Source organism: Geodermatophilus maliterrae (genome assembly GCF_041018925.1).
Classification (GTDB): Bacteria; Actinomycetota; Actinomycetes; order Mycobacteriales; family Geodermatophilaceae; genus Geodermatophilus; species Geodermatophilus maliterrae.
In genome coordinates this window covers 1-18,689 of record NZ_JBFNXQ010000097.1, presented here as the reverse complement: position 1 = coordinate 18,689, position 18,689 = coordinate 1, and the positions used below count along the sequence as shown (strand labels likewise).

Annotated in this window: 18 protein-coding genes; 9 read left to right on the top strand and 9 right to left on the bottom strand. The window is 76.4% G+C overall.

Going from position 1 to position 18,689, the window contains the following annotated elements; all coding sequences use genetic code 11:
- Window positions 1–843: phosphatidate cytidylyltransferase (locus ABQ292_RS21640; RefSeq protein ID WP_369209780.1), on the top strand; the 843-nt coding region annotated here is incomplete at its 5' end.
- Here ABQ292_RS21640 and ABQ292_RS21635 read toward each other — a convergent pair.
- The 5 genes from ABQ292_RS21635 to ABQ292_RS21615 are packed head-to-tail and all read right to left on the bottom strand — an operon-like array spanning window position 807 to window position 5,071.
- Window positions 807–1,949, bottom strand: a complete 1,143-nt coding sequence (locus tag ABQ292_RS21635) for a GNAT family N-acetyltransferase (RefSeq protein WP_369209779.1) — start codon at window positions 1,947–1,949, stop codon at window positions 807–809. The genes ABQ292_RS21640 and ABQ292_RS21635 overlap by 37 nt on opposite strands.
- Window positions 1,946–2,710, bottom strand: a complete 765-nt coding sequence (locus tag ABQ292_RS21630; protein WP_369209778.1) for a polyphosphate kinase 2 family protein — start codon at window positions 2,708–2,710, stop codon at window positions 1,946–1,948. Before ABQ292_RS21630 ends, ABQ292_RS21635 begins: the two co-directional genes overlap by 4 nt.
- A gap of 32 nt (window positions 2,711–2,742) precedes the next feature.
- The gene (locus ABQ292_RS21625) at window positions 2,743–3,378 is read right to left on the bottom strand and encodes a dihydrofolate reductase family protein (protein ID WP_369209777.1); all 636 of its coding nucleotides are present in this window, start codon (window positions 3,376–3,378) and stop codon (window positions 2,743–2,745) included.
- Window positions 3,379–3,407: 29 nt separating this feature from the next.
- The gene (locus ABQ292_RS21620) at window positions 3,408–4,439 is read right to left on the bottom strand and encodes an RNA polymerase subunit sigma-70 (RefSeq protein WP_369209776.1); all 1,032 of its coding nucleotides are present in this window, start codon (window positions 4,437–4,439) and stop codon (window positions 3,408–3,410) included.
- A complete protein-coding gene (locus tag ABQ292_RS21615) occupies window positions 4,436–5,071 on the bottom strand; it encodes a TrmH family RNA methyltransferase (RefSeq protein WP_369209775.1) in 636 nt (211 codons plus the stop codon). Before ABQ292_RS21615 ends, ABQ292_RS21620 begins: the two co-directional genes overlap by 4 nt.
- A 303-nt stretch (window positions 5,072–5,374) precedes the next feature.
- Here ABQ292_RS21615 and ABQ292_RS21610 point away from each other — a divergent pair, with 303 nt between their 5' ends.
- The 3 genes from ABQ292_RS21610 to ABQ292_RS21600 all read left to right on the top strand — a co-directional run bounded on the left by ABQ292_RS21610 (window position 5,375) and on the right by ABQ292_RS21600 (window position 8,588).
- Window positions 5,375–6,601 carry a hypothetical protein gene (locus ABQ292_RS21610; protein WP_369209774.1) on the top strand — a complete coding sequence of 409 codons (1,227 nt, stop codon included), beginning with the start codon at window positions 5,375–5,377 and terminating at the stop codon, window positions 6,599–6,601.
- 62 nt (window positions 6,602–6,663) lie between these two features.
- Window positions 6,664–7,839, top strand: coding sequence for a dual-specificity RNA methyltransferase RlmN (gene rlmN, locus ABQ292_RS21605; protein ID WP_369209773.1), 1,176 nt, complete (start codon window positions 6,664–6,666; stop codon window positions 7,837–7,839).
- The gene (locus tag ABQ292_RS21600; RefSeq protein WP_369209772.1) at window positions 7,836–8,588 is read left to right on the top strand and encodes a VIT1/CCC1 transporter family protein; all 753 of its coding nucleotides are present in this window, start codon (window positions 7,836–7,838) and stop codon (window positions 8,586–8,588) included. The genes rlmN and ABQ292_RS21600 overlap by 4 nt, the downstream gene beginning before the upstream one ends.
- A 60-nt stretch (window positions 8,589–8,648) precedes the next feature.
- Here ABQ292_RS21600 and ABQ292_RS21595 read toward each other — a convergent pair whose 3' ends face one another.
- The 3 genes from ABQ292_RS21595 to ABQ292_RS21585 are packed head-to-tail and all read right to left on the bottom strand — an operon-like array spanning window position 8,649 to window position 10,947.
- Complete coding sequence (locus ABQ292_RS21595) at window positions 8,649–8,969, bottom strand: DUF2631 domain-containing protein (RefSeq protein WP_369209771.1); 321 nt, start codon at window positions 8,967–8,969, stop codon at window positions 8,649–8,651.
- A 56-nt stretch (window positions 8,970–9,025) separates the two neighbouring features.
- Window positions 9,026–10,003, bottom strand: coding sequence for an LCP family protein (locus ABQ292_RS21590; protein WP_369209770.1), 978 nt, complete (start codon window positions 10,001–10,003; stop codon window positions 9,026–9,028).
- 2 nt (window positions 10,004–10,005) lie between these two features.
- Window positions 10,006–10,947, bottom strand: a complete 942-nt coding sequence (locus ABQ292_RS21585) for a hypothetical protein (protein ID WP_369209769.1) — start codon at window positions 10,945–10,947, stop codon at window positions 10,006–10,008.
- A 299-nt stretch (window positions 10,948–11,246) separates the two neighbouring features.
- Here ABQ292_RS21585 and dxr point away from each other — a divergent pair, with 299 nt between their 5' ends.
- The 5 genes from dxr (at window position 11,247) to ABQ292_RS21560 (ending at window position 18,076) form a co-directional block, all read left to right on the top strand.
- Window positions 11,247–12,449 carry a 1-deoxy-D-xylulose-5-phosphate reductoisomerase gene (gene dxr / locus ABQ292_RS21580; RefSeq protein WP_369209768.1) on the top strand — a complete coding sequence of 401 codons (1,203 nt, stop codon included), beginning with the start codon at window positions 11,247–11,249 and terminating at the stop codon, window positions 12,447–12,449.
- Window positions 12,401–13,834: a M50 family metallopeptidase gene (locus ABQ292_RS21575; protein ID WP_369209781.1), complete on the top strand. Its 1,434-nt coding sequence runs from the start codon at window positions 12,401–12,403 to the stop codon at window positions 13,832–13,834. Before dxr ends, ABQ292_RS21575 begins: the two co-directional genes overlap by 49 nt.
- Window positions 13,835–13,886: 52 nt before the next feature.
- Window positions 13,887–15,065 (top strand): flavodoxin-dependent (E)-4-hydroxy-3-methylbut-2-enyl-diphosphate synthase, encoded by a 1,179-nt coding sequence (gene ispG, locus ABQ292_RS21570; protein WP_369209767.1) that lies wholly within the window; start codon window positions 13,887–13,889, stop codon window positions 15,063–15,065.
- 22 nt (window positions 15,066–15,087) lie between these two features.
- A complete protein-coding gene (locus tag ABQ292_RS21565; protein WP_369209766.1) occupies window positions 15,088–15,939 on the top strand; it encodes a GNAT family N-acetyltransferase in 852 nt (283 codons plus the stop codon).
- 241 nt (window positions 15,940–16,180) lie between these two features.
- Window positions 16,181–18,076, top strand: coding sequence for a penicillin-binding transpeptidase domain-containing protein (locus ABQ292_RS21560; protein ID WP_369209765.1), 1,896 nt, complete (start codon window positions 16,181–16,183; stop codon window positions 18,074–18,076).
- A 63-nt stretch (window positions 18,077–18,139) separates the two neighbouring features.
- On the opposite strand, the gene ABQ292_RS21555 is transcribed toward ABQ292_RS21560, so the two are convergent.
- The gene (locus tag ABQ292_RS21555) at window positions 18,140–18,595 is read right to left on the bottom strand and encodes a ferritin-like domain-containing protein (protein ID WP_369209764.1); all 456 of its coding nucleotides are present in this window, start codon (window positions 18,593–18,595) and stop codon (window positions 18,140–18,142) included.
- Between the last annotated feature and the right edge of the window lie 94 nt (window positions 18,596–18,689).

Genomic DNA, 18,689 nt, shown 5'->3' with positions numbered 1-18,689 from the left:
GGCGCCTCCCGGCCGGCGGCCCAGCGCGGCAGTGGCCGCGCCGGGCGCGACCTGGTCGCCGCCGTCGGTGTCGGGCTGGGCCTCGGCGGGGTCATCCTCGCCTCGCTGCTGGTCTACCGGCCGGCGTTCCTGCTGGTCATCACCGCGGCGATCCTCCTGGGGGTCGTCGAGCTCGTCCGCGCGCTGGAGGCCGGGGGCGCGCAGGCCCCGCTGGCGCCCCTGGTCGTGGGCACGGTCGCCGTGTTCGCGCTGGCCTGGACCCGCGGTCCCGACGGCCTGGTCGTGGCGTTCCTGTTCACCGTCGTCGCCGTCCTGCTGTGGCGGCTGGGCGACGGGCCCGAGGGCTACCTGCGCGACGCCTCGGCCGGTGTGCTGGTCGCCCTCTACGTGCCGCTGCTGGCCGGGTTCGCGGTCCTGCTGCTCGTCCCGGAGGACGGCGCGCTGCGGGTGCTGGTCTTCATCGCCACCGTGGTGGGCAACGACGTCGGCGGCTACACCGCGGGCGTGCTGTGGGGCCGGCACCCCATGGCGCCCTCGGTGAGCCCGAAGAAGTCGTGGGAGGGCATGGTCGGCTCGGTCGCGGCGTGCGTCGCCGTCGCCACCCCGATCGTCGTGCTCGGCCTCGACGGGCCGTGGTGGGGCGGGGTCCTCCTCGGCGCCGCGCTCGCGGTCACCGCCACCGCCGGCGACCTCGGGGAGTCGCTCATCAAGCGCGACCTCGGCATCAAGGACATGGGCACCCTGCTGCCCGGCCACGGCGGGATCATGGACCGGCTCGACAGCCTGCTGCCCTCCGCGGCGGTCGCCTACCTGCTGCTGTCGTGGGTGGCGCCCCCGGCCTGATCGACGACCGCGCCGAGACGGGCCCGCGGCGCGGTGACCTCCCAGGTGGACCCGACCGTGTCGAAGCCGCGCCGGGCGTACCAGTGCCACGGCCAGTCGTCGGCCGCCGCCTCGAGCACGACCAGGTCGCAGCCGCTCGCCGCGGCACGGTCGAGCGCGGCCGCCAGGACCGCGTCCCCGTGCCCGCGGCCGCGCGCGGCGGGCTCGGTCACGACCGACTCCACCGCCGCGGTGGCGCCGTCGACCCGCAGCTGACCGGCGGCGACGACCCGCCCCTCCTCCCGCACCGCGAGGTCGGTGACCGCGACGACCGCGTCGTTGCGGTGCTCCCGGCCGACCAGCTGGGCGACCACCTCGTCCAGGTCGGGCTCCCCGGCCAGGTCGCGGCGCCACCCGGCCTCCCACAGCGCGTGCACCGCACGCTGGTCGACCTCCTCGGCGCGGCGCCCCGGCAGCGGCGGGGTGGCGGAGCGGGCCATCACCAGCACCTGCTCGACCTGCCACCCCCGACCGGCCAGGTCCGCCGCCACGCCGTCGGCACCGGTCCAGGTCAGCGTCGCGGCGGGGTGCGGCAGGCCCGCGCCGGTGGCGGCTGCGGCCACCGTGGCGGCGGCGACCGGCTCCCACAGCACCAGCCGGTTGTCGTCCCGGGAGCACCGGAACCGCGGGTCGAGCACCGCGACCCCGCCGGGGACGTCGCGCACCTCGGCGGCCCGCCGGGTGCGCAGCGACAGCGACAGCGCGAGCGCCCGGCCCAGCGCGTCGTCCGGCCGGGGCAGCACCGGCTCGGCCGGTGGCCGGTACGGGACGACGGCGACCACGGCGGCCGTCGGCAGCGGCCCGAAGAGGTGCGGGAAGCGCAGCCCGTCCGGGTCGCCGGGGACGCCGGGCTCCTCCCGTACCGGGTCGGCGAGCCGGGCCGGGTCGACCACGAGCAGCACCAGGTCGCGGCGCCCGGGGAACAGCCGCGCGGCCGGCAGGTGCACCTGCTCCGGGTGCGACAGGTGCACGAACCCGGTCCCGGCCAGGGACGGCGGCCGCAGCGCCCCCGCGGCCAGCGCCGCCCGCCAGGTGGCCGGCTCGCACAGGTGCAGCAGCGGGCTCACCCCGGCAGTGCGTCCGGGTCGATCCCGCGGGCGGCCAGCGCCGACTCGATCGCCTCGCACACGGTGCGGACGACGGCGACCCGGGCGTAGCGCTTGTCGTCGGCGGGGACGACGGTCCAGCGTCCGCCGGGGTGGTCGGTGCGCTGCAGCATCTCCTCGACGGCGACCTCGTAGGCCTCCCGCTTCTCGCGGTTGCGCCAGTCCTCGTCGGTCAGCTTCCACGCGCGGTAGGGGTCTCCGCGGCGGGACTCGAAGCGGCGCAGCTGCTCCTCGGGGGAGACGTGCATCCAGAACTTGGCCAGCACGGTGCCCTCGGCCGCCAGCGTCGTCTCCAGGTCGACGATCTCGCCGTAGGCCCGCTGCCACTGCTCCTCGGTCGCGAAGCCCTCCACCCGCTCCACGAGCACCCGGCCGTACCAGGTGCGGTCGAGCACGGCCATGCCGCCCCAGCCGGGCAGCACGGGCCAGAAGCGCCACAGGAAGTGGTGCCGCTTCTCGTCGTACGAGGGGGCGGCGAACTGGGCGACCCGCACGTGCCGCGGGTCGAGCTCGTCGACCAGCCGCTTGATGGCCCCGCCCTTGCCCGAGGCGTCCCAGCCCTCGAAGAGCACGCACAGCGGCGGGCCCAGTTCCCCGGCGCCGATCTGACCGCCGAGCAGCAGGCGCAGGTGCACCAGCCGCTGCTGCGCCGCGGCGAGCTGGTCCTTGCCCTCCTTCTTGGACAGCCGGGCGGACAGGTCGACGTCGTCGAGTCGGCTCACCCGGCCGAGCCTGGCCCACGCGGGCCCGGCTGTCAGCTCGACGGCTCGGCGTCCCCGGTGCCGACGGCGTAGGACAGCAGGACGTTGTCCGAGCCGGGACGCCGGGCGGTGTCACGCAGCCGCAGGTGCGCCGGGACGCCGTCCGGGAAGGCGCGCAGGCCCGCACCGAGGACGACGGGGCCGACCAGGAGGAACAGCTCGTCGACCAGCCCGGCGGCGAGCAGGTCGCCCCACAGCGTCCGGCTGCCGAAGACGAGCACGTCCCCGCCGGCCCCGGCGCGCAGCGCGGCCACGGCGGCGTGGGCGTCGGCGCGGCGGACGATCGTCGTGGTGTCCGCCCAGGGCCCGGTGTCGGCCGGGGTCAGGGAGTCGGAGACGACCACCTTCGGCAGCGCGGCGTTGCGCTGCGCCGTCTCGCGGTGCAGGTCGGCGGCCGACGGGTCGAGCGCCACCGCGGGGGACACCGTCGGGTCCGCGGCGACGGCCGGCCAGTAGCCGACCATCCCGCGGTAGGTGGTGGCACCCATCAGCAGGGTGCCCGCGGCGCGCAGCCGCTCCAGGTTCAGGGCGTCGAACGAGGCGTCCATGGGCAGGCCGGAGATGTCGCCGCCGGGGCCGGCGACGTACCCGTCCAGGGACACGAGGGTGCTGACGACGACAGGGCTCACGGTGTTCTCCTCGGGGTCGGTGGGGTCCGTCACCAGTACAGAGACACGCAGGCGCCCCGGTTCATCGGTCGCCGGCGGATCCCGTCCCGAACCGCTCGTGCAGGGCGGGGTCGACGAAGCCCGCGATCCAGCCGACGCGTCCGTCGCGCAGGCCCAGGACGGTCACCGAGCCGGGACGCCAGGCGCCGTCGGCGAACTGCTCGCACAGCAGACCGATGGAGGCGTTGACCGGCGCGGGCGTCAGCCGCCAGGGCGTGGCGAACACCCGCTCGGCGAGGGAACCGGCCGACGTCGTCCCGGCCGGAGAACCACGCCGGGAGCGGCGGCATGGTGAAGCGGACGTCCTCGGTGAGCAGGTCCACCAGGGCCGGGACGTCGGCACGCTCCCACGCGGCGACGAACCGGTCGACCAGCGCCGCGGTGCCGGTGTCCCCGAGCCGGGCCAGCTCGACCTGCTGGCTGACCGGCGGGACCCGCTCGTCCACGCCGGCCCGGGCCCGCTGCAGGGCGCTGTTCACCGAGGCGGGCGTGGTGTCGAGCAGGTCCGCGGCCTCGGCCGCGCTGTACCCGAGCACCTCGCGCAGCAGCAGGACCGCGCGCTGGGTGGCCGGCAGGTGCTGGTGGGCGGCGACGTAGGCGAGCTCCACGCTCTCGCGGCGCAGGTAGGCCGTGGCCGGCTCGTCGTCGTCGACGAGCTCGCCGGGCAGCGGCTCCAGCCAGACCGGCCCGGGGACCGGCTCGCCGAGGTCGGCGACGTCCGAGCGGGGCGGTCCGGCGTCCGGGGAGAGCAGGCGGGGCCTCCGTCGGGCCTGGCGGAGGCAGACGGAGGTGGTCACCCGGTACAGCCAGGTGCGCAGCGAGCTGCGGCCCTCGAACCCGGGCAGGCCGCGCCAGGCGGCCAGCAGCGCCTCCTGGACGGCGTCCTCGGCGTCCTGGGGTGAGCCCAGCATCCGGTAGCAGTGCGCGGCCAGCTCCCTGCGGTGCCGGCCGACCAGGCGGGCGAAGGCCACCTCGTCCCCGCTGCGGGCAGCGGTGAGGTCCGGGTCGTCGTCCACGGTCACACCGGCTCCGCGTGCTGCCGGATCCACGTGTGCATGGCGATGCCCGCGGCCACGCCGGCGTTGATCGAGCGGGTGGAGCCGTACTGCGCGATCGACAGCACGTCGTCGGCCAGCGACCGCGCCTCCGCCGACAGGCCGGTGCCCTCCTGGCCGAACAGCAGCACGCAGCCGCGGGGGAGCACGGCGGTCTCCAGCGGGCGGGCGCCGGGCAGGTTGTCGACGGCGAGCACCGGCAGCCCCTCGGCCCGCGCCCACGCGCCGAGCGCATCGGCGTCGGGGTGGTGGCGCACGGAGAGGTACCGGTCGGTGACCATCGCGCCCCGGCGGTTCCACCGCTTGCGGCCGACCACGTGCACCTCGGCGGCCAGGAAGGCGTTGGCGGTCCGCACGACCGTGCCGATGTTGAGGTCGTGCCGCCAGTTCTCGATGGCGACGTGGAAGGCGTGCCGGCGCGGGTCGAGGTCGGCCACGATCGCCTCGACGGTCCAGTAGCGGTACCGGTCGACGACGTTGCGCCGGTCGCCGTGCGCCAGCAGCTCGGGGTCGTACCGGGGGTCCTCGGGCCACGGCCCCGCCCACGGGCCGACGCCGACGCCGTCGGGCGGCGCGGGCGCCCCGTCCACCTCCGTCACGCGGGCGACGCTAGCTGCCCGCGCGTGTCCGCCGGCGGGGGCCGTGGCGGGCGCGGGACGGCGGGACAGGGCCCGGTCCGTGTGGGGGCGGCCTCGCGGCCGGCGCACGGTCGCGCCTCCACGGACCGGCCCGGTCCGTGCGGCACCATGGTCTGCTCCGGTAGGTGACCCGACGGTGACTGCGAGTGGCTGCGAGGTGGGATGACGGCACGGCAGGACGACGAGGTCCCAGGCGCCTCCGGGCCGGCCGCGACCCCCCCAGCCGCCGGACTCCCCGTCGACGAGGTCCCGGGCGGGGGCCTCGTGCCACCCGCGGACGACTGGCAGGACTGGCTGCCCGACTGGTTGACCGAGCCCGCGGCCCGACCCGCCGCGACAGGTACCACCGCGGGCCTCGACGCCGAGGGCCTCGACGCCGGGGCAGGGCACCTCGAGGACTCCGATCCGGAGGGGAGCGACCGGGGGGAGAGCACCCCGGAGGACACCCCTGTGCCGGACGGCGGCCCGGGGAACGCCCTCGAGCCAGTCGTGCCGGACGCGGCCCGGCCCGAGGCCGGCGGCCAGGGGGGCGCCAGGTCCGGGGAGGCCGCCGTCGCGGAGTGCGGAGCCCCCGGGTCCGGGGAGCTGGACACCCCGGCGGACCTCGACCTCGTCGCCGCCGACACCGTGACCGCCGACGACACCGTGACCGCCGCCGGCACCGTGCAGCCGCGGGTCGTCGACGGCCCGCGGGTGCGGGCCCGGCGCCGGGTCGGGACCGCGGTCGTGGTGGGGCTCCTCGCGGCCGGCGGCATCGCAGGCGCGGTCCTGCTGGCGGGGTCCTCCTCCGGCCCGGTCCCGTCCGCAGCCGTGCAGTCGCCGCCGGGTCAGGTCGTCGAACCTCCTCGGGTGACTCCCGCGACCCGGCCCTCCGGGGTCGCGGCCACTGTCCCGGACGCGCCGACCACCGGCGTCCCGGTGCCGACCGCCCCCGAGCAGGAGGCCCGCACGGACCCGGCACCGGTGCTCCGCGCTGCCGGGTCCCGGCCTCCCGCCCCGGCGACCGTCCCCACCACGGCGGCGTCGCCGTCCGCGGTCGTCGCGCCGGTGACGCCCGAGTCACCGGTCGAGGTCCCCACCGGCCAGCCCGGCAGCCCGGTCGCGCCCAGCGGCCCGCGTGCGGGCCCGGTGCCGATCGACGGGCCGGCGGCCACCCCCACGCACGAGTCCTCACCGGTGGTGGGTCCCGTCGAGGACCCGGCACTCACCCCGCCGCCCCCACCGACGCCGATCGAGCCCCCGACCCGGATCGAGCCCCCGACCCGGATCGAGCCCCCGACCCGGATCGAGCCCCCGACCCCGATCGAGCCCCCGACCCCGACGGACCAGACGGACCAGACGGACGGGACGCACCCGATCGACCCGATCGACCCGATCGACCCGATCGAGCCGCTCGACCCGACGGACCCCACGGACGGCGACGGGGGCGACACGGGCACGACCGGGACGTCGGAGCCCACCGCTCCGGGTCCCGGGGGACAGGGGCCCTGAGCGAGCGACCTCACCCGCGGCGGAGCCCACGCGCCGCCGGGGGGTGGGACGATGGGGAGGCCATGACTGCCCTGCCCCTCGTCTTCGACGCCCCTCGCCGGGGGAAGCCGCCGCGCCACCTCGCCGACCTCACCCGCGAGGAGGCGCGCGCCGCCGTCGCCGGGCTCGGGCAGCCGGCCTTCCGCGCCGACCAGCTCGCCCGGCACTTCCACCGCGGCGTCACCGACCCGGCGCAGATGACCGACCTGCCCGCCGCGGTCCGCGAGACGCTGACCGAGGCGCTGCTGCCCGGGCTGCTCACCCCCGTCCGGCACCAGTCCGCCGACGGCGGGCGCACCCGCAAGACGCTGTGGCGGCTGCACGACGGCGCGCTGGTCGAGAGCGTGCTCATGCGCTACCCCGACCGGGCCACCGTCTGCATCTCCAGCCAGGCCGGCTGCGGCATGGCCTGCCCGTTCTGTGCCACCGGGCAGCAGGGGCTGACCCGCAACCTGTCGGCCGCCGAGATCACCGGCCAGGCCGTCGCCGCCGCGGCGGCCATGGCGAACGGGGAGATCCCCGGCGGACCCGGGCGGCTGTCCAACGTCGTCTTCATGGGCATGGGCGAGCCGCTGGCCAACTACCCGCGCGTGCGCCAGACCCTGCGCTCGCTGATCGGGCAGGCCCCCTACGGCCTGGGCCTCTCGCAGCGCTCGGTCACCGTCTCCACGGTCGGCCTGGTGCCGGCCATCCGCCGGCTCACCGAGGAGGGCCTGGCGGTCACGCTCGCGGTCAGCCTGCACGCCCCCGACGACGAGCTGCGCAACACCCTCGTGCCGATCAACACCCGCTACGAGGTGGGTGAGGTCGTCGACGCCGCCGACGCCTACGCCGCCCGCACCGGCCGCCGCTACTCGGTCGAGTACGCGCTCATCCGCGACGTCAACGACCAGCCGGAGCGTGCCGACCTGCTCGGCCGGCTGCTGGCCGGGAAGCTGGCGCACGTGAACCTCATCCCGCTCAACCCGACCCCGGGCAGCCAGTGGGACGCCAGCCCGCTGCCGGCCCAGCGGGAGTTCGTCGCGCGGCTGCGCGCCGCCGGCGTGCCGACGACGATCCGCGACACCCGCGGCCAGGACATCGACGGCGCCTGCGGCCAGCTCGCCGCGGCCGACCGTGCCGTGGGCGTCCCCGCCGTCGCCACTGCCACCCCGACGCCGGAGGCGCCCGTGGCGCTCGGCGCCGAGGCCGACGCGTGACGTCCCGGACCGACCAGCTCCCCGCCGACGGCGTCCCCGCGAACGACGACCCGGCCGCCCTGCGCGAGCACCACCACGCCGACGTCTCCGGCGGCCGGCTGCGCGCCGCCGTCTTCGGCGCGATGGACGGGCTGGTCACCAACACCGCCCTGGTGGCCGGCGTCGGCGGCGGGGGAGCGGCCCCGCGGACGATCGTGCTCTCCGGCGTCGCCGGCCTGGTCGCCGGCGCGATCTCGATGGCCCTCGGCGAGTACACGTCGGTGAAGACGCAGAACGAGCAGCTCGACCTCGAGGTGGCCAAGGAGCGGCGCGAGCTCGAGCGCCACCCCGAGGAGGAGCTGGCCGAGCTGGTCGCGATGCTGCGCGTCCGCGGTGTCGAGGAGGGGCTGGCCCGCGAGGTCGCCGTCCAGCTCTCCCGCGACCCGGAGGTCGCGCTGCGGCTGCACGTCGTGGCCGAGCTGGGCCTCAGCCCGGAGGACGAGCCCTCGCCGCGGACGGCGGCGGTCTCGTCGTTCCTGACCTTCTCGCTGGGCGCCGTGCTGCCGCTGCTGCCCTACCTGTTCGGGCTGTCGCTGCTGTGGGTGGCGCTGCTGTGCGGCGGGATCGGCCTGGTGGCGGCCGGCGCGCTGTCGTCGCGCTTCACCCCACGGCCGTGGTGGTACGCCGGGCTGCGCCAGCTGCTGTTCGGGGCGGTCGCCGCGGGGGCCACCTATGCGATCGGCGCCGCCATCGGGGTCACCGCCGCCTAACGGCCTCCCTGCAGGGGCCCGCCGCAAGCCTGCGAGCGATGGGGGCAGGGAGGTCCTTCCTCAGGGACGCCAGGCGGTGCGCTTGCGGCGGAGGTCCCACAGCAGGATGACCACCATGAGCCCCGCGATGCCGGCCAGCCAGAGGTCCTCCATGCGGCCCTCGTGGTTGCCCCACACGTAGGACAGCAGCGACAGCACGCCGAGCCAGCCGGCGACCTGGCCCCACCTGCCGGCGCGGCCGTGCCAGCCCCAGTCCTCGGGGCGCTCGTGCTCGATCGGGTGGTCCCCGGCGCGGACGACGGCCTCCTCGCGGCCCGGCTGGTTGACCCGCGTGGTGGCGGGGTTGTCCTGGGCGATCCGGGCGCGGTGCTGCTCGCTCACGCCGTCCATCCTGCCAGCAGGGGCGGCGCCCCACCGGGCGAGGTCGCGGCGGGTCGTCATCCGCCGCAGGAGAGCCCGGCCGCGGCGACGGCGGCGGTGGTGGCGGCCGTGGGTCGGCGAGCCAGCACGGAGCCGAACGGCTCGCCCGCGGGCAGCACGGGGACCGGGCCGAGATCGGCGCCGGCGAGGCCGAGCAGGTCGGTCGCGGAGGTGCCGGGGTCCACGGCGACGGCCCCGGAGGCGGCCCAGGAGACCGCCTGGAGCCGCCACGGCAGCGCAAGGGACCCGTGGACGCGCTCCAGCAGCGCCGGGAGGACGGTGCCCGCCGCCCCCGCCCGGCCGTCGGGGTCGACGCGTGCGGGCACCCACGCGCCGTCCACCCGGTGCTCGGGGTGCCGGGAGCGCACGAGGGCCAGCGCGGTCGCGCCGTCGACGTGCTGGCGACCGGCCCGGGGCAGCAGCAGCCCGGCCGGCCCGTCGCGCACCGGCTCGGGGACGTCGACCTCCAGGCCGCCGGCGGCGTCGACGACCGCGGCGAACCCGCCCAGGTCCACCGTGACCAGGTGGTCGGTGGTGATGCCCAGGCCGCACAGCGCGTCGACGGTGGCCTGCGGCCCGTCCAGCCAGGTCAGGGCCAGTCGTCCCCCGGACGTGCCCGTCCAGACCACGAGGTCGCGCGGGACCGACAGCGCCGTCGTGCCGGCGTCGGTCTGGTGCACGACCACCACGACGTCGGCCCGGCTGCCCGGGACCGCCTCCGGCGTCCCGAAGTCCGCCGGGTCGGCCCCTTCCGGGAGGCGCGCCCGCGAGTCGACGCCGACGAGCACCCAGGTGCGGCCGTCGGCGTCGTCGGCGTGCAGGTCGACGCGGACCTCGTCGACGCGGGCGGCGAGCACCGCGACGTCGGCGCCCGCGGCAGCCAGCAGCACGGCGAGCAGGACGAGCAGGACCCGGGCGCGTCCCCGGGGGAGCGGGAACCGCCGACGCCGGCCAGGGGAGCCCTGGCCGGCGTCGGTGTCGTGCGGTGCGGTCACGCTCAGGCCTGCACGGCCTCCGCGGCCGCAGCGGCGCGGCGACGGGCCACGACCACGAGGCCGCCGCCGAGGGCGAGCGCGCCGGCGCCGAGGCCGAGCGGGACGGCGACGCTGGCGCCGGTGTAGGCCAGGCTCGGCGAGGCGGCCGAGGTGGCGGTCACCGCGAAGGACTCCTGGAAGTACGTGCCCATGTCGCCCTCGTAGACGAGCGTGTGGTCGCCGGTGGGCGTGCCCGCCGGGACGGTGAACTCGACGGTCACCGTGCCGTTGGCGTCGGCGGTGAAGGTGCCCATGGTGCGGGGCGTCGAGTGCAGGGTCACCGTGACGACCTCACCGGGGCGGAAGCCGGTGAGGACCTTGACGACCTTCCGGCCGACGGCCGTGCTGTCGCCGGTCGCCTTGCCGGTGTCCGGGCTGGCCACGCCGGGGGTGTTGGCGGACGTGCCGCGGATCGCACCCGGGCCGCCTGTGGTCCGGGGTGCCGAGGAAGTGGCGGCGGCCGAGGAGCTGGACGCCGAGGAGCTGGACGTCGAGGAGCTGGGTGGGGTCCAGCCCTCGGGGACCACGGTGACCGTCACCGGCGGGTACTCGCCACCGGCGGTGTAGTGGTCGCAGTCCACCACGAGCTGGTAGGTGCCGGGCTCGATGTCGACGTACATGCCGAGCTCCAGTGTCCAGGTGCCGTCCTCCGCGGCCTGGGTCGAGCCGTCGAAGTAGCTGGACTGCGGCCCGACGAAGTAGACGTCGGTCGGGTGCGCGGCGTCCTCGGGGCCGAAGCAGGCCTCGCCGGTGAGCGTGATGGTCTCGCCGATCTCGACGGTCGCGTCGGCGATCTCCGGCGTGGGCAGGGGAGTCGCGGCGAGGGCGGCCGGCGCCAGCGCCAGGCCGGTGACGGCCGTCCCGAGGGCGAGCCCCGTGGTCACGGCGAGGCGGAGCGGGGACACGCGGGACATGGGTCCTCCGGGAGGTCTGTGGCCCGGGCACCCCGAGCCGTCACGAGGAGTATCGGCACGGCTGCGCGCCGTTGTAGCCACGTCACCAAGGACACGCCGTCGTCCTCTCGGCGTCGGGACGGAACCGACGACACGGTGCGCCGGCTCGGCTCGATCGATGGCAGATCCCGACAGGGAGACGGCCGTGCTGCTGGCACCGGAGGGACAGTGAGTGCCAGGTGACCCCCTCGACCGGCGCAGCCAGGGGGACCGCGGCGCGTGCACTGGACGGCGGTTGGCAGGATCGACCCATGAGCGAGCCGCGCGAGGTGACCGTGCTGGGCTCGACCGGGTCGATCGGCCGGCAGGCGATCGCGGTCGCCGAGCAGAACCCCGACCGGCTGCGGATCACCGCGCTGGCCGCCGGCGGCGGGGACGTCGCCCGGCTGGCGGAGCAGGCGCTGGCCCTGGGTGTCCGCACGGTGGCCGTCGCCCGCGCGACGGCGGCCCAGGACCTGCAGCTGGCCTTCTACGCCGCCGCCTCGCAACGCGGCTGGGCGCGGGGGGAGTACGCCCTGCCGGAAATCCTCGCCGGCCCGCGGGCGGCCGAGGAGTTGGCCGCCCGCCCCACCGACGTCGTCCTCAACGGCATCACCGGCTCCATCGGGTTGGGGCCGACCCTGGCGGCCCTGCGGGCGGGCACCGTGGTCGCGCTGGCCAACAAGGAGTCCCTCGTCGCCGGCGGCGACCTGGTCACCGCCGCGGCCGCGCCCGGCCAGCTCGTGCCGGTGGACTCCGAGCACTCCGCGCTGGCCCAGTGCCTGCGCGGCGGCGCCCGCGGCGAGGTGGCCCGGCTGGTGCTCACCGCCAGCGGCGGGCCCTTCCGCGGGCGCCCGGCCGCCGAGCTGGCCGACGTCACCGTCGAGCAGGCGCTGGCACACCCGACCTGGGACATGGGCCCGGTCGTGACCGTCAACTCCGCCACCCTGGTCAACAAGGGACTGGAGCTGATCGAGGCGCACCTGCTCTTCGACGTGCCCTACGCCGACATCGACGTCGTCGTGCACCCGCAGTCGATCGTGCACTCGATGGTGACCTTCGCCGACGGCGCCACCATCGCCCAGGCCAGCCCGCCGGACATGCGGCTGCCCATCGCGCTGGCGCTGGCCTGGCCCGACCGGCTGCCACGCGTCCAGCCGGCGCTGGACTGGTCGGCGGCGAGCACCTGGGAGTTCGCGCCGCTGGACGAGGAGGCGTTCCCCGCGGTCCGGCTCGCCCGGGCGGCCGGGGAGGCCGGGGGCGTCGTCCCCGCGCTGTACAACGCGGCCAACGAGGAGGCGGTCGCCGCCTTCCTGGCGGGTCGGCTGCGCTTCCCGGACGTCGTGGGTCTCGTCGCGCGTACGCTCGACGACGCGCCGGACCTCGGCGCCCCCACCTGCGTGGACGACGTGCTGGCCGCTGAGCGCTGGGCCCGGCAGCACGCCCGCGCCGCCCTCGCCGGAGGCCAGAGCTGAGCACCCTCCTGACGGTCCTCGGGATCGTCGCCTTCTTCGTCGGGCTGATGGCCTCCATCGCCTTCCACGAGGCCGGCCACTTCTGGTGGGCGCGGAAGTTCGGCATGCGGGTGCCGCAGTTCATGGTCGGCTTCGGGCCCACGCTGTTCTCCCGGCGCCGCGGCGAGACCGAGTACGGCGTCAAGGCCATCCCGCTCGGCGGCTACATCCGCATCGTCGGCATGATCCCGCCGGCCGAGGAGGGCGAGAGCACGCGCGCCACCCGGATGCGCCGGTTCATCGCCGAGGTGCGCGGGCAGGCGCTCGACGACGTCCTCCCCAGCGACGCCGGCCGGGTCTTCTACGCCAAGCCGTGGTGGCAGCGCGTGATCGTCATGTTCGCCGGGCCGTTCCACAACCTCGTGCTCGCGGTGCTGTTCTTCACGATCACGCTGACCGCCATCGGCACCAACGTCATCACCACCCAGGTCGACACGGTCCCCGCCTGCGTCGTCCCGGCCGGCGCCGAGAGCATCGCCGTCGCCGAGGAGGAGGGCACCGACGTCTGCTCCATCCCGATCGTGACCGCCGGCGCCGGCGCCGGGCAGGTCTGCGAGGAGGGCAGCCCCGGCTGTGCCGCGCCGGTCGCCAGCCCCGCCGCCGAGGCCGGCCTGCGACCGGGCGACACCATCGTGGCCGTCGACGGGCAGGCGCTCGAGCCCACCGCCTACGACAGTTGGACGGCGGTGCAGCAGGCCATCCGCGGCTCGGCCGACCGGCCGCTGGAGCTCACCGTCGAGCGCGACGGGGAGCGTCGCGAGCTGACCGTCACCCCGATCGAGAACGTCGTCGCCACCGACGACGGCGAGGGCACCATGACCGCCGGCTACCTCGGCGTCAGCCCCGTGTTCGGCTTCGCCCGCCAGTCGGCCTCGGACCTGCCCGGCTACTTCGGGATGGTCGTGTCGCAGTCGGTGCAGCGGCTGATCGAGATCCCCGAGCGGGTGCCGCAGCTGTTCCGCGCGGCCTTCCTCGGTGAGGAGCGCGACGTCAACGGCCCGATCGGCGTGGTCGGGGTCGGGCGGATCTCCGGTGAGGTCTTCGCCATCCAGGAGTTCAGCGGTGCCGAGAAGCTCAGCTTCTTCCTGAGCCTGCTGGCCAGCGTCAACCTGGTGCTGTTCCTGTTCAACCTGCTGCCGATCTACCCGCTCGACGGCGGGCACGTGGCCGGGGCGCTGTACGAGAAGGCCCGCGCGGTCGTCGCCCGCTGGCGCGGCCGTCCCGACCCCGGCCCGTTCGACATCGCCCGGCTCATGCCGGTCGCCTACGTGGTGGCGGGGTTGTTCATCGCCCTGTCGGGGCTGCTGCTGATCGCCGACGTGGTCAACCCGATCACACTGCAGTAGGCATCCGCGGCGCTCGCGGCACCGACCTGCCCGGACGCGGATACTGGGGGTCATGGCCATCCCCGTCGGTCTCGGCATGCCCGCTGCGCCCCCGCCCGTCCTGGCCCCGCGCCGGAAGACCCGTCAGCTCGACGTCGGCGGGGTCGGGGTCGGCAGCGACCACCCCGTGAGCGTGCAGTCGATGACCACGACCAAGACCGCGGACATCAACGCGACGCTGCAGCAGATCGCCGAGCTGACCGCCTCCGGCTGCCAGATCGTGCGCGTGGCGGTCCCCGACACCGACGACGCCGAGGCGCTGCCGGTCATCGCCAGGAAGTCGCAGATCCCGGTCATCGCCGACATCCACTTCCAGCCGCGCTACGTCTTCGCCGCGATCGACGCCGGCTGCGCCGCCGTCCGGGTCAACCCCGGCAACATCAAGAAGTTCGACGACAAGGTCGGCGAGATCGCCCGGGCGGCCAAGGGCGCCGGCATCCCGATCCGCATCGGCGTCAACGCCGGCTCCCTCGACAAGCGGCTGCTCGCCAAGTACGGCAAGGCCACCCCCGAGGCGCTGGTCGAGTCGGCGCTGTGGGAGTGCTCGCTGTTCGAGGAGCACGACTTCCGCGACATCAAGATCTCGGTCAAGCACAACGACCCGGTGGTCATGGTCCGCGCCTACGAGCTGCTCGCCGCGCAGTGCGACTACCCGCTGCACCTGGGCGTCACCGAGGCGGGCCCGGCGTTCCAGGGCACGATCAAGTCCGCCGTGGCCTTCGGTGCGCTGCTCTCCCAGGGCATCGGCGACACGATCCGCGTCTCGCTGTCGGCCCCGCCGGTCGAGGAGGTCAAGGTCGGCAACCAGATCCTCGAGTCGCTGAACCTCAAGCAGCGCGGCCTGGAGATCGTCAGCTGCCCCTCGTGCGGCCGGGCGCAGGTCGACGTCTACAAGCTCGCCGACGAGGTCACCGCCGGGCTCGACGGGCTGGAGGTGCCGCTGCGGGTCGCCGTCATGGGCTGCGTGGTCAACGGCCCCGGCGAGGCCCGCGAGGCCGACCTGGGCGTGGCCTCCGGCAACGGCAAGGGCCAGATCTTCGTCAAGGGCCAGGTCGTCAAGACCGTGCCCGAGTCCCAGATCGTCGAGACGCTGATCGAGGAGGCCCTGCGACTCGCCGGGGAGATGCGTCCGTCCGGCGAGCAGACCGACGACGGCGTCCCGTCCGGCCCGCCCGTCGTCAGCGTCAGCTGACCCCGGCACCTCCCGCGCTCCCGTGCTCCGCTCGCCGACCGCCCGCGTCCTCGACGAGACCGACGAGCCGGCCGTCCGCCGGCTCCTGGCCGCCGACCCGGTCGGGGCCTGCGTCATCGCCGGCCGGGTGGAGGTCACGGGCACGGCGCCGGCCGCGCTCGGCGCGCCGCTGTGGGGCATCGGCACCGGCCGCGACCTCGACGCGATCTGCCTGGCCGGCGCCAACCTGATCCCGTTCGCCGTCCCCGGTGCCGAGCGGGCCGCGGCCGCGGCCTTCGCCGAGCGCGCCCGCCGGGCCGGGCGGCGGTGCTCGACGATCGTCGGGCCGGCCGCCGCCGTCGACCCGCTGTGGGAGCTGCTCGAGCCCTCCTGGGGCCCGCCCCGCGACCACCGGCCGCGCCAGCCGCTCATGGCGATCGAGGGACCGCCCGCCGTGGTGCCCGAGCCGCGGGTGCGCCCGGTGCGCCCGGCCGAGGTCGACGTCCTCCTGCCGGCGGCCGTGGCGATGTTCACCGAGGAGGTCGGCGTCAGCCCGCTGCGGGTCGACGGCGGCGCCGGCTACCGCGCCCGGGTCGAGGACCTGGTCCGCGCCGGCCAGTCGCTGGCCTGGATCGAGCACGGCGAGGTGCTGTTCAAGGCCGAGATCGGCGCGGTGTCGCGCGCGGCCTGCCAGGTCCAGGGCGTGTGGGTGGCCCCCGCCTGGCGCGGCCGCGGGCTGGGCGCCGCCGGCATGGCCGCCGTCGTCGAGTACGCGCGGACGGCGATCGCGCCCGTCGTCAGCCTCTACGTCAACGACTACAACGTCCCCGCCCGCGCGGTCTACCACCGGGTCGGCTTCCGGGAGGTCGGCTGCTACGCCAGCGTCCTCTTCTAGAAGGACCCTCCTGCCCCCCACCACTCGCAAGCTCGCGGCGGGGCCCTGCAGGAGGGCCGCCCTGCCCCCACGCCTCGCAGGCTCGCGGCGGGGCCCTGCAGGAGGGCCGCCCTGCCCCCACGCCTCGCAGGCTCGCGGCGGGGCCCTGCAGGAAGGCCGCCCTGCCCCCACGCTCGGCGCGGGCCCCTGCAGAGGGCCACTTCCCGGGGATCGGCGCCCGCGTCTGACAGGGTGGGCAGCCGTGGGAGCACGACGCACGGCGGTCCTCGGCTCGGTCCTGACCCTCCTCGCCGCACCGGCGCTCGCGGCCTGCTCGGGCAGCTCGGAGGACGACGTCCGCGCCGCCGCCCGGGCCTTCCTCGACGACTGGTCCGCCGGCGACACCGACGACGCCGCAGCGGCCACCACCGACCCCGACGCGGCCCGCGCGCTCCTCCGGCAGGCCGCCACCGACCTGCCCGACGCCACGCTCACCGCCGAGCTCGGCGAGGTCGCCGTCGACGACGGCACCGCCACCGCCGGCTGGAGCGCCACCTGGGACCTCGCCGCCGCGCCCGACTGGACCTACGACGCCACCCTGGAGCTGCAGGAGGGCGAGGAGGGCTGGCAGGTCGTCGCCGCGCCGGCCGTCGTCCACCCCGAGCTGGGGGAGGGGCAGCGCCTGCAGCTGACCCGGGCGCTGCCCGAACGCGCCGCGATCACCGATGCCACCGGCGCGCCGCTGTTCGCCCCGACCGAGGTGGTCGACGTCGGCGTCGACACCGCACAGGTCACCGACCTGCCCGCCCTCGCCTCGGCGCTCTCGGCGGCCACCGGCGTGGCGGCCGAGGAGATCACCGCCGACGTCCAGGCCGCGCCGGCCGGCCAGTTCGTGCCCGTGATCACCCTGCGCCGACCGGACTTCGAGGCCATCCGCGCGCAGGTGTTCGACCTGCCCGGCGCGGTCTTCCCCACCGGCACCCGCCTCCTGGCGCCCTCGGCCCGCTTCGCCTCGGCGCTGCTGGGCCGGGTCGGCTCGGCCACGGCCGAGGTCATCGAGGAGACCACCGACGACGGCGTGGCCGCCTACGCCGCCGGTGACCAGCTGGGCCTGTCGGGCCTGCAGCGGGCGCTGCAGGAGCAGCTGACCGGCACGCCGGGCTTCACCGTGTCGGTGGTGAGCGCCGACGAGAGCACGGGCGACGCCGGCCGGCAGGTCGCCGCCGTCGAGCCGGTGCCCGGCGAGCCGGTGCAGACGCCGCTGGTCCGCGCCCTGCAGGAGGCCGCCGACGCCGCTGTCGCCACCCAGCCGCTGGCCACCCACCTGGTCGTGGTCCGGCCGGGCACCGGGGAGGTCCTGGCCGTCTCCTCCAACGAGGCCGCGGCCCCCGGCAACGCGCTGAGCGGCCAGTTCCCGCCCGGCTCGAGCATGAAGGCGATCACCGCCACGGCGCTGCTGTCGGCCGGCACGCTGACCCCCGCCACCCCGGTGGCCTGCCCGGGGACGACGGTCGTCGACGGCCGCGAGTTCGAGAACCAGGACCAGTTCGACCTCGGCACGGTGCCCTTCACCGAGGCCTTCGCGCAGTCGTGCAACACCACGTTCATCGAGGCCGGCCTCCAGCTGCCCGACGACGCCCTGGCCGCCGCGGCCGCCTCCTACGGCGTGGGCACCGACTGGCAGCTGCCGGTCGACGTCTTCTCCGGCAGCGTCCCGGCCGACTCCACCGGCACGACCAAGGCCGCCGACGCCATCGGCCAAGGCCAGGTGCTCATGAGCCCGGCGCAGATGGCGCTGGTGGCCGCGGGCATCGCCAGCGGCAGCCCGGCCGCGCCGGTCGAGGTGGTCGGCGGCGAGGCCGCGGGCCGGGCACCCGAGGGGCCGGGGCAGGCGGTGCTCGACCAGCTGCGCCCGCTGATGCGGCAGGTGGTGCTCACCGGGACGGCGACCGCGCTGGCCGACCGCGGCGAGGTCCACGGCAAGACCGGCACCGCCGAGTTCGGCAGCAACACCCCGCCGGACTCGCACGGCTGGTTCATGGGCTACCAGCTGGGCGGCCCCCAGGGCGACATCGCCTTCGCCGTGCTCGTCGAGGCCGGGCAGTCCAGCAGCGCCGCCGTCGGCGTCACCGATGCCTTCCTCGGCAACCTCGGCTGAACGGCTCCCTCGCAGGGCCCCGTCGCGAACCTGCCGGGGACGGGGGGCGAGGGGGTCCTCGCTTCAGGCGTCGGGGAGGCCGGGCAGGGCGGTGGTGACCGGGGTCCGCCCGGCCGCGACCCGCCAGCCCACGGCGCGGGCCTCCGCCGCCTGCAGCTCGAGCACCGCCAGCTGGCGCACCGACGCCTGCTCCGCCGTGTCGAGCAGCGCGACCCAGGACGCCGAGACGCCCTCCTCGAGCACCACCCCGAGCACCGCCGCGTCGACCGCGGACAGCACGGGGAAGGGCAGGGTGTAGCCGGCCTCGGCCGCCACCGGGTCCGCCCCGCGCTCCTCGAGCAGCGCGGCCAGCCGGTCGCGCACGTCGCGGTGGGCCTGCTCGCCCTCGGCCGCCGGGGCCCGGTCGTCGCCGGCCAGCGCCGCGCCCACCACGCCGTAGCCCCACACGGCGGCGTGCTCGGCGGCCAGCGCCTCGCGCAGCGCGGTGTCCTCCCCGCTCGCGGTCCCGTCCTCAGCCATCCCGGTCCCCCCTCACGCGAGCGCGGCCTCGTGACCGCGCAGCCCGGCCGCCACCGACCCCAGCAGCGCCGCCCGGGCACCGGAGACGTCGACG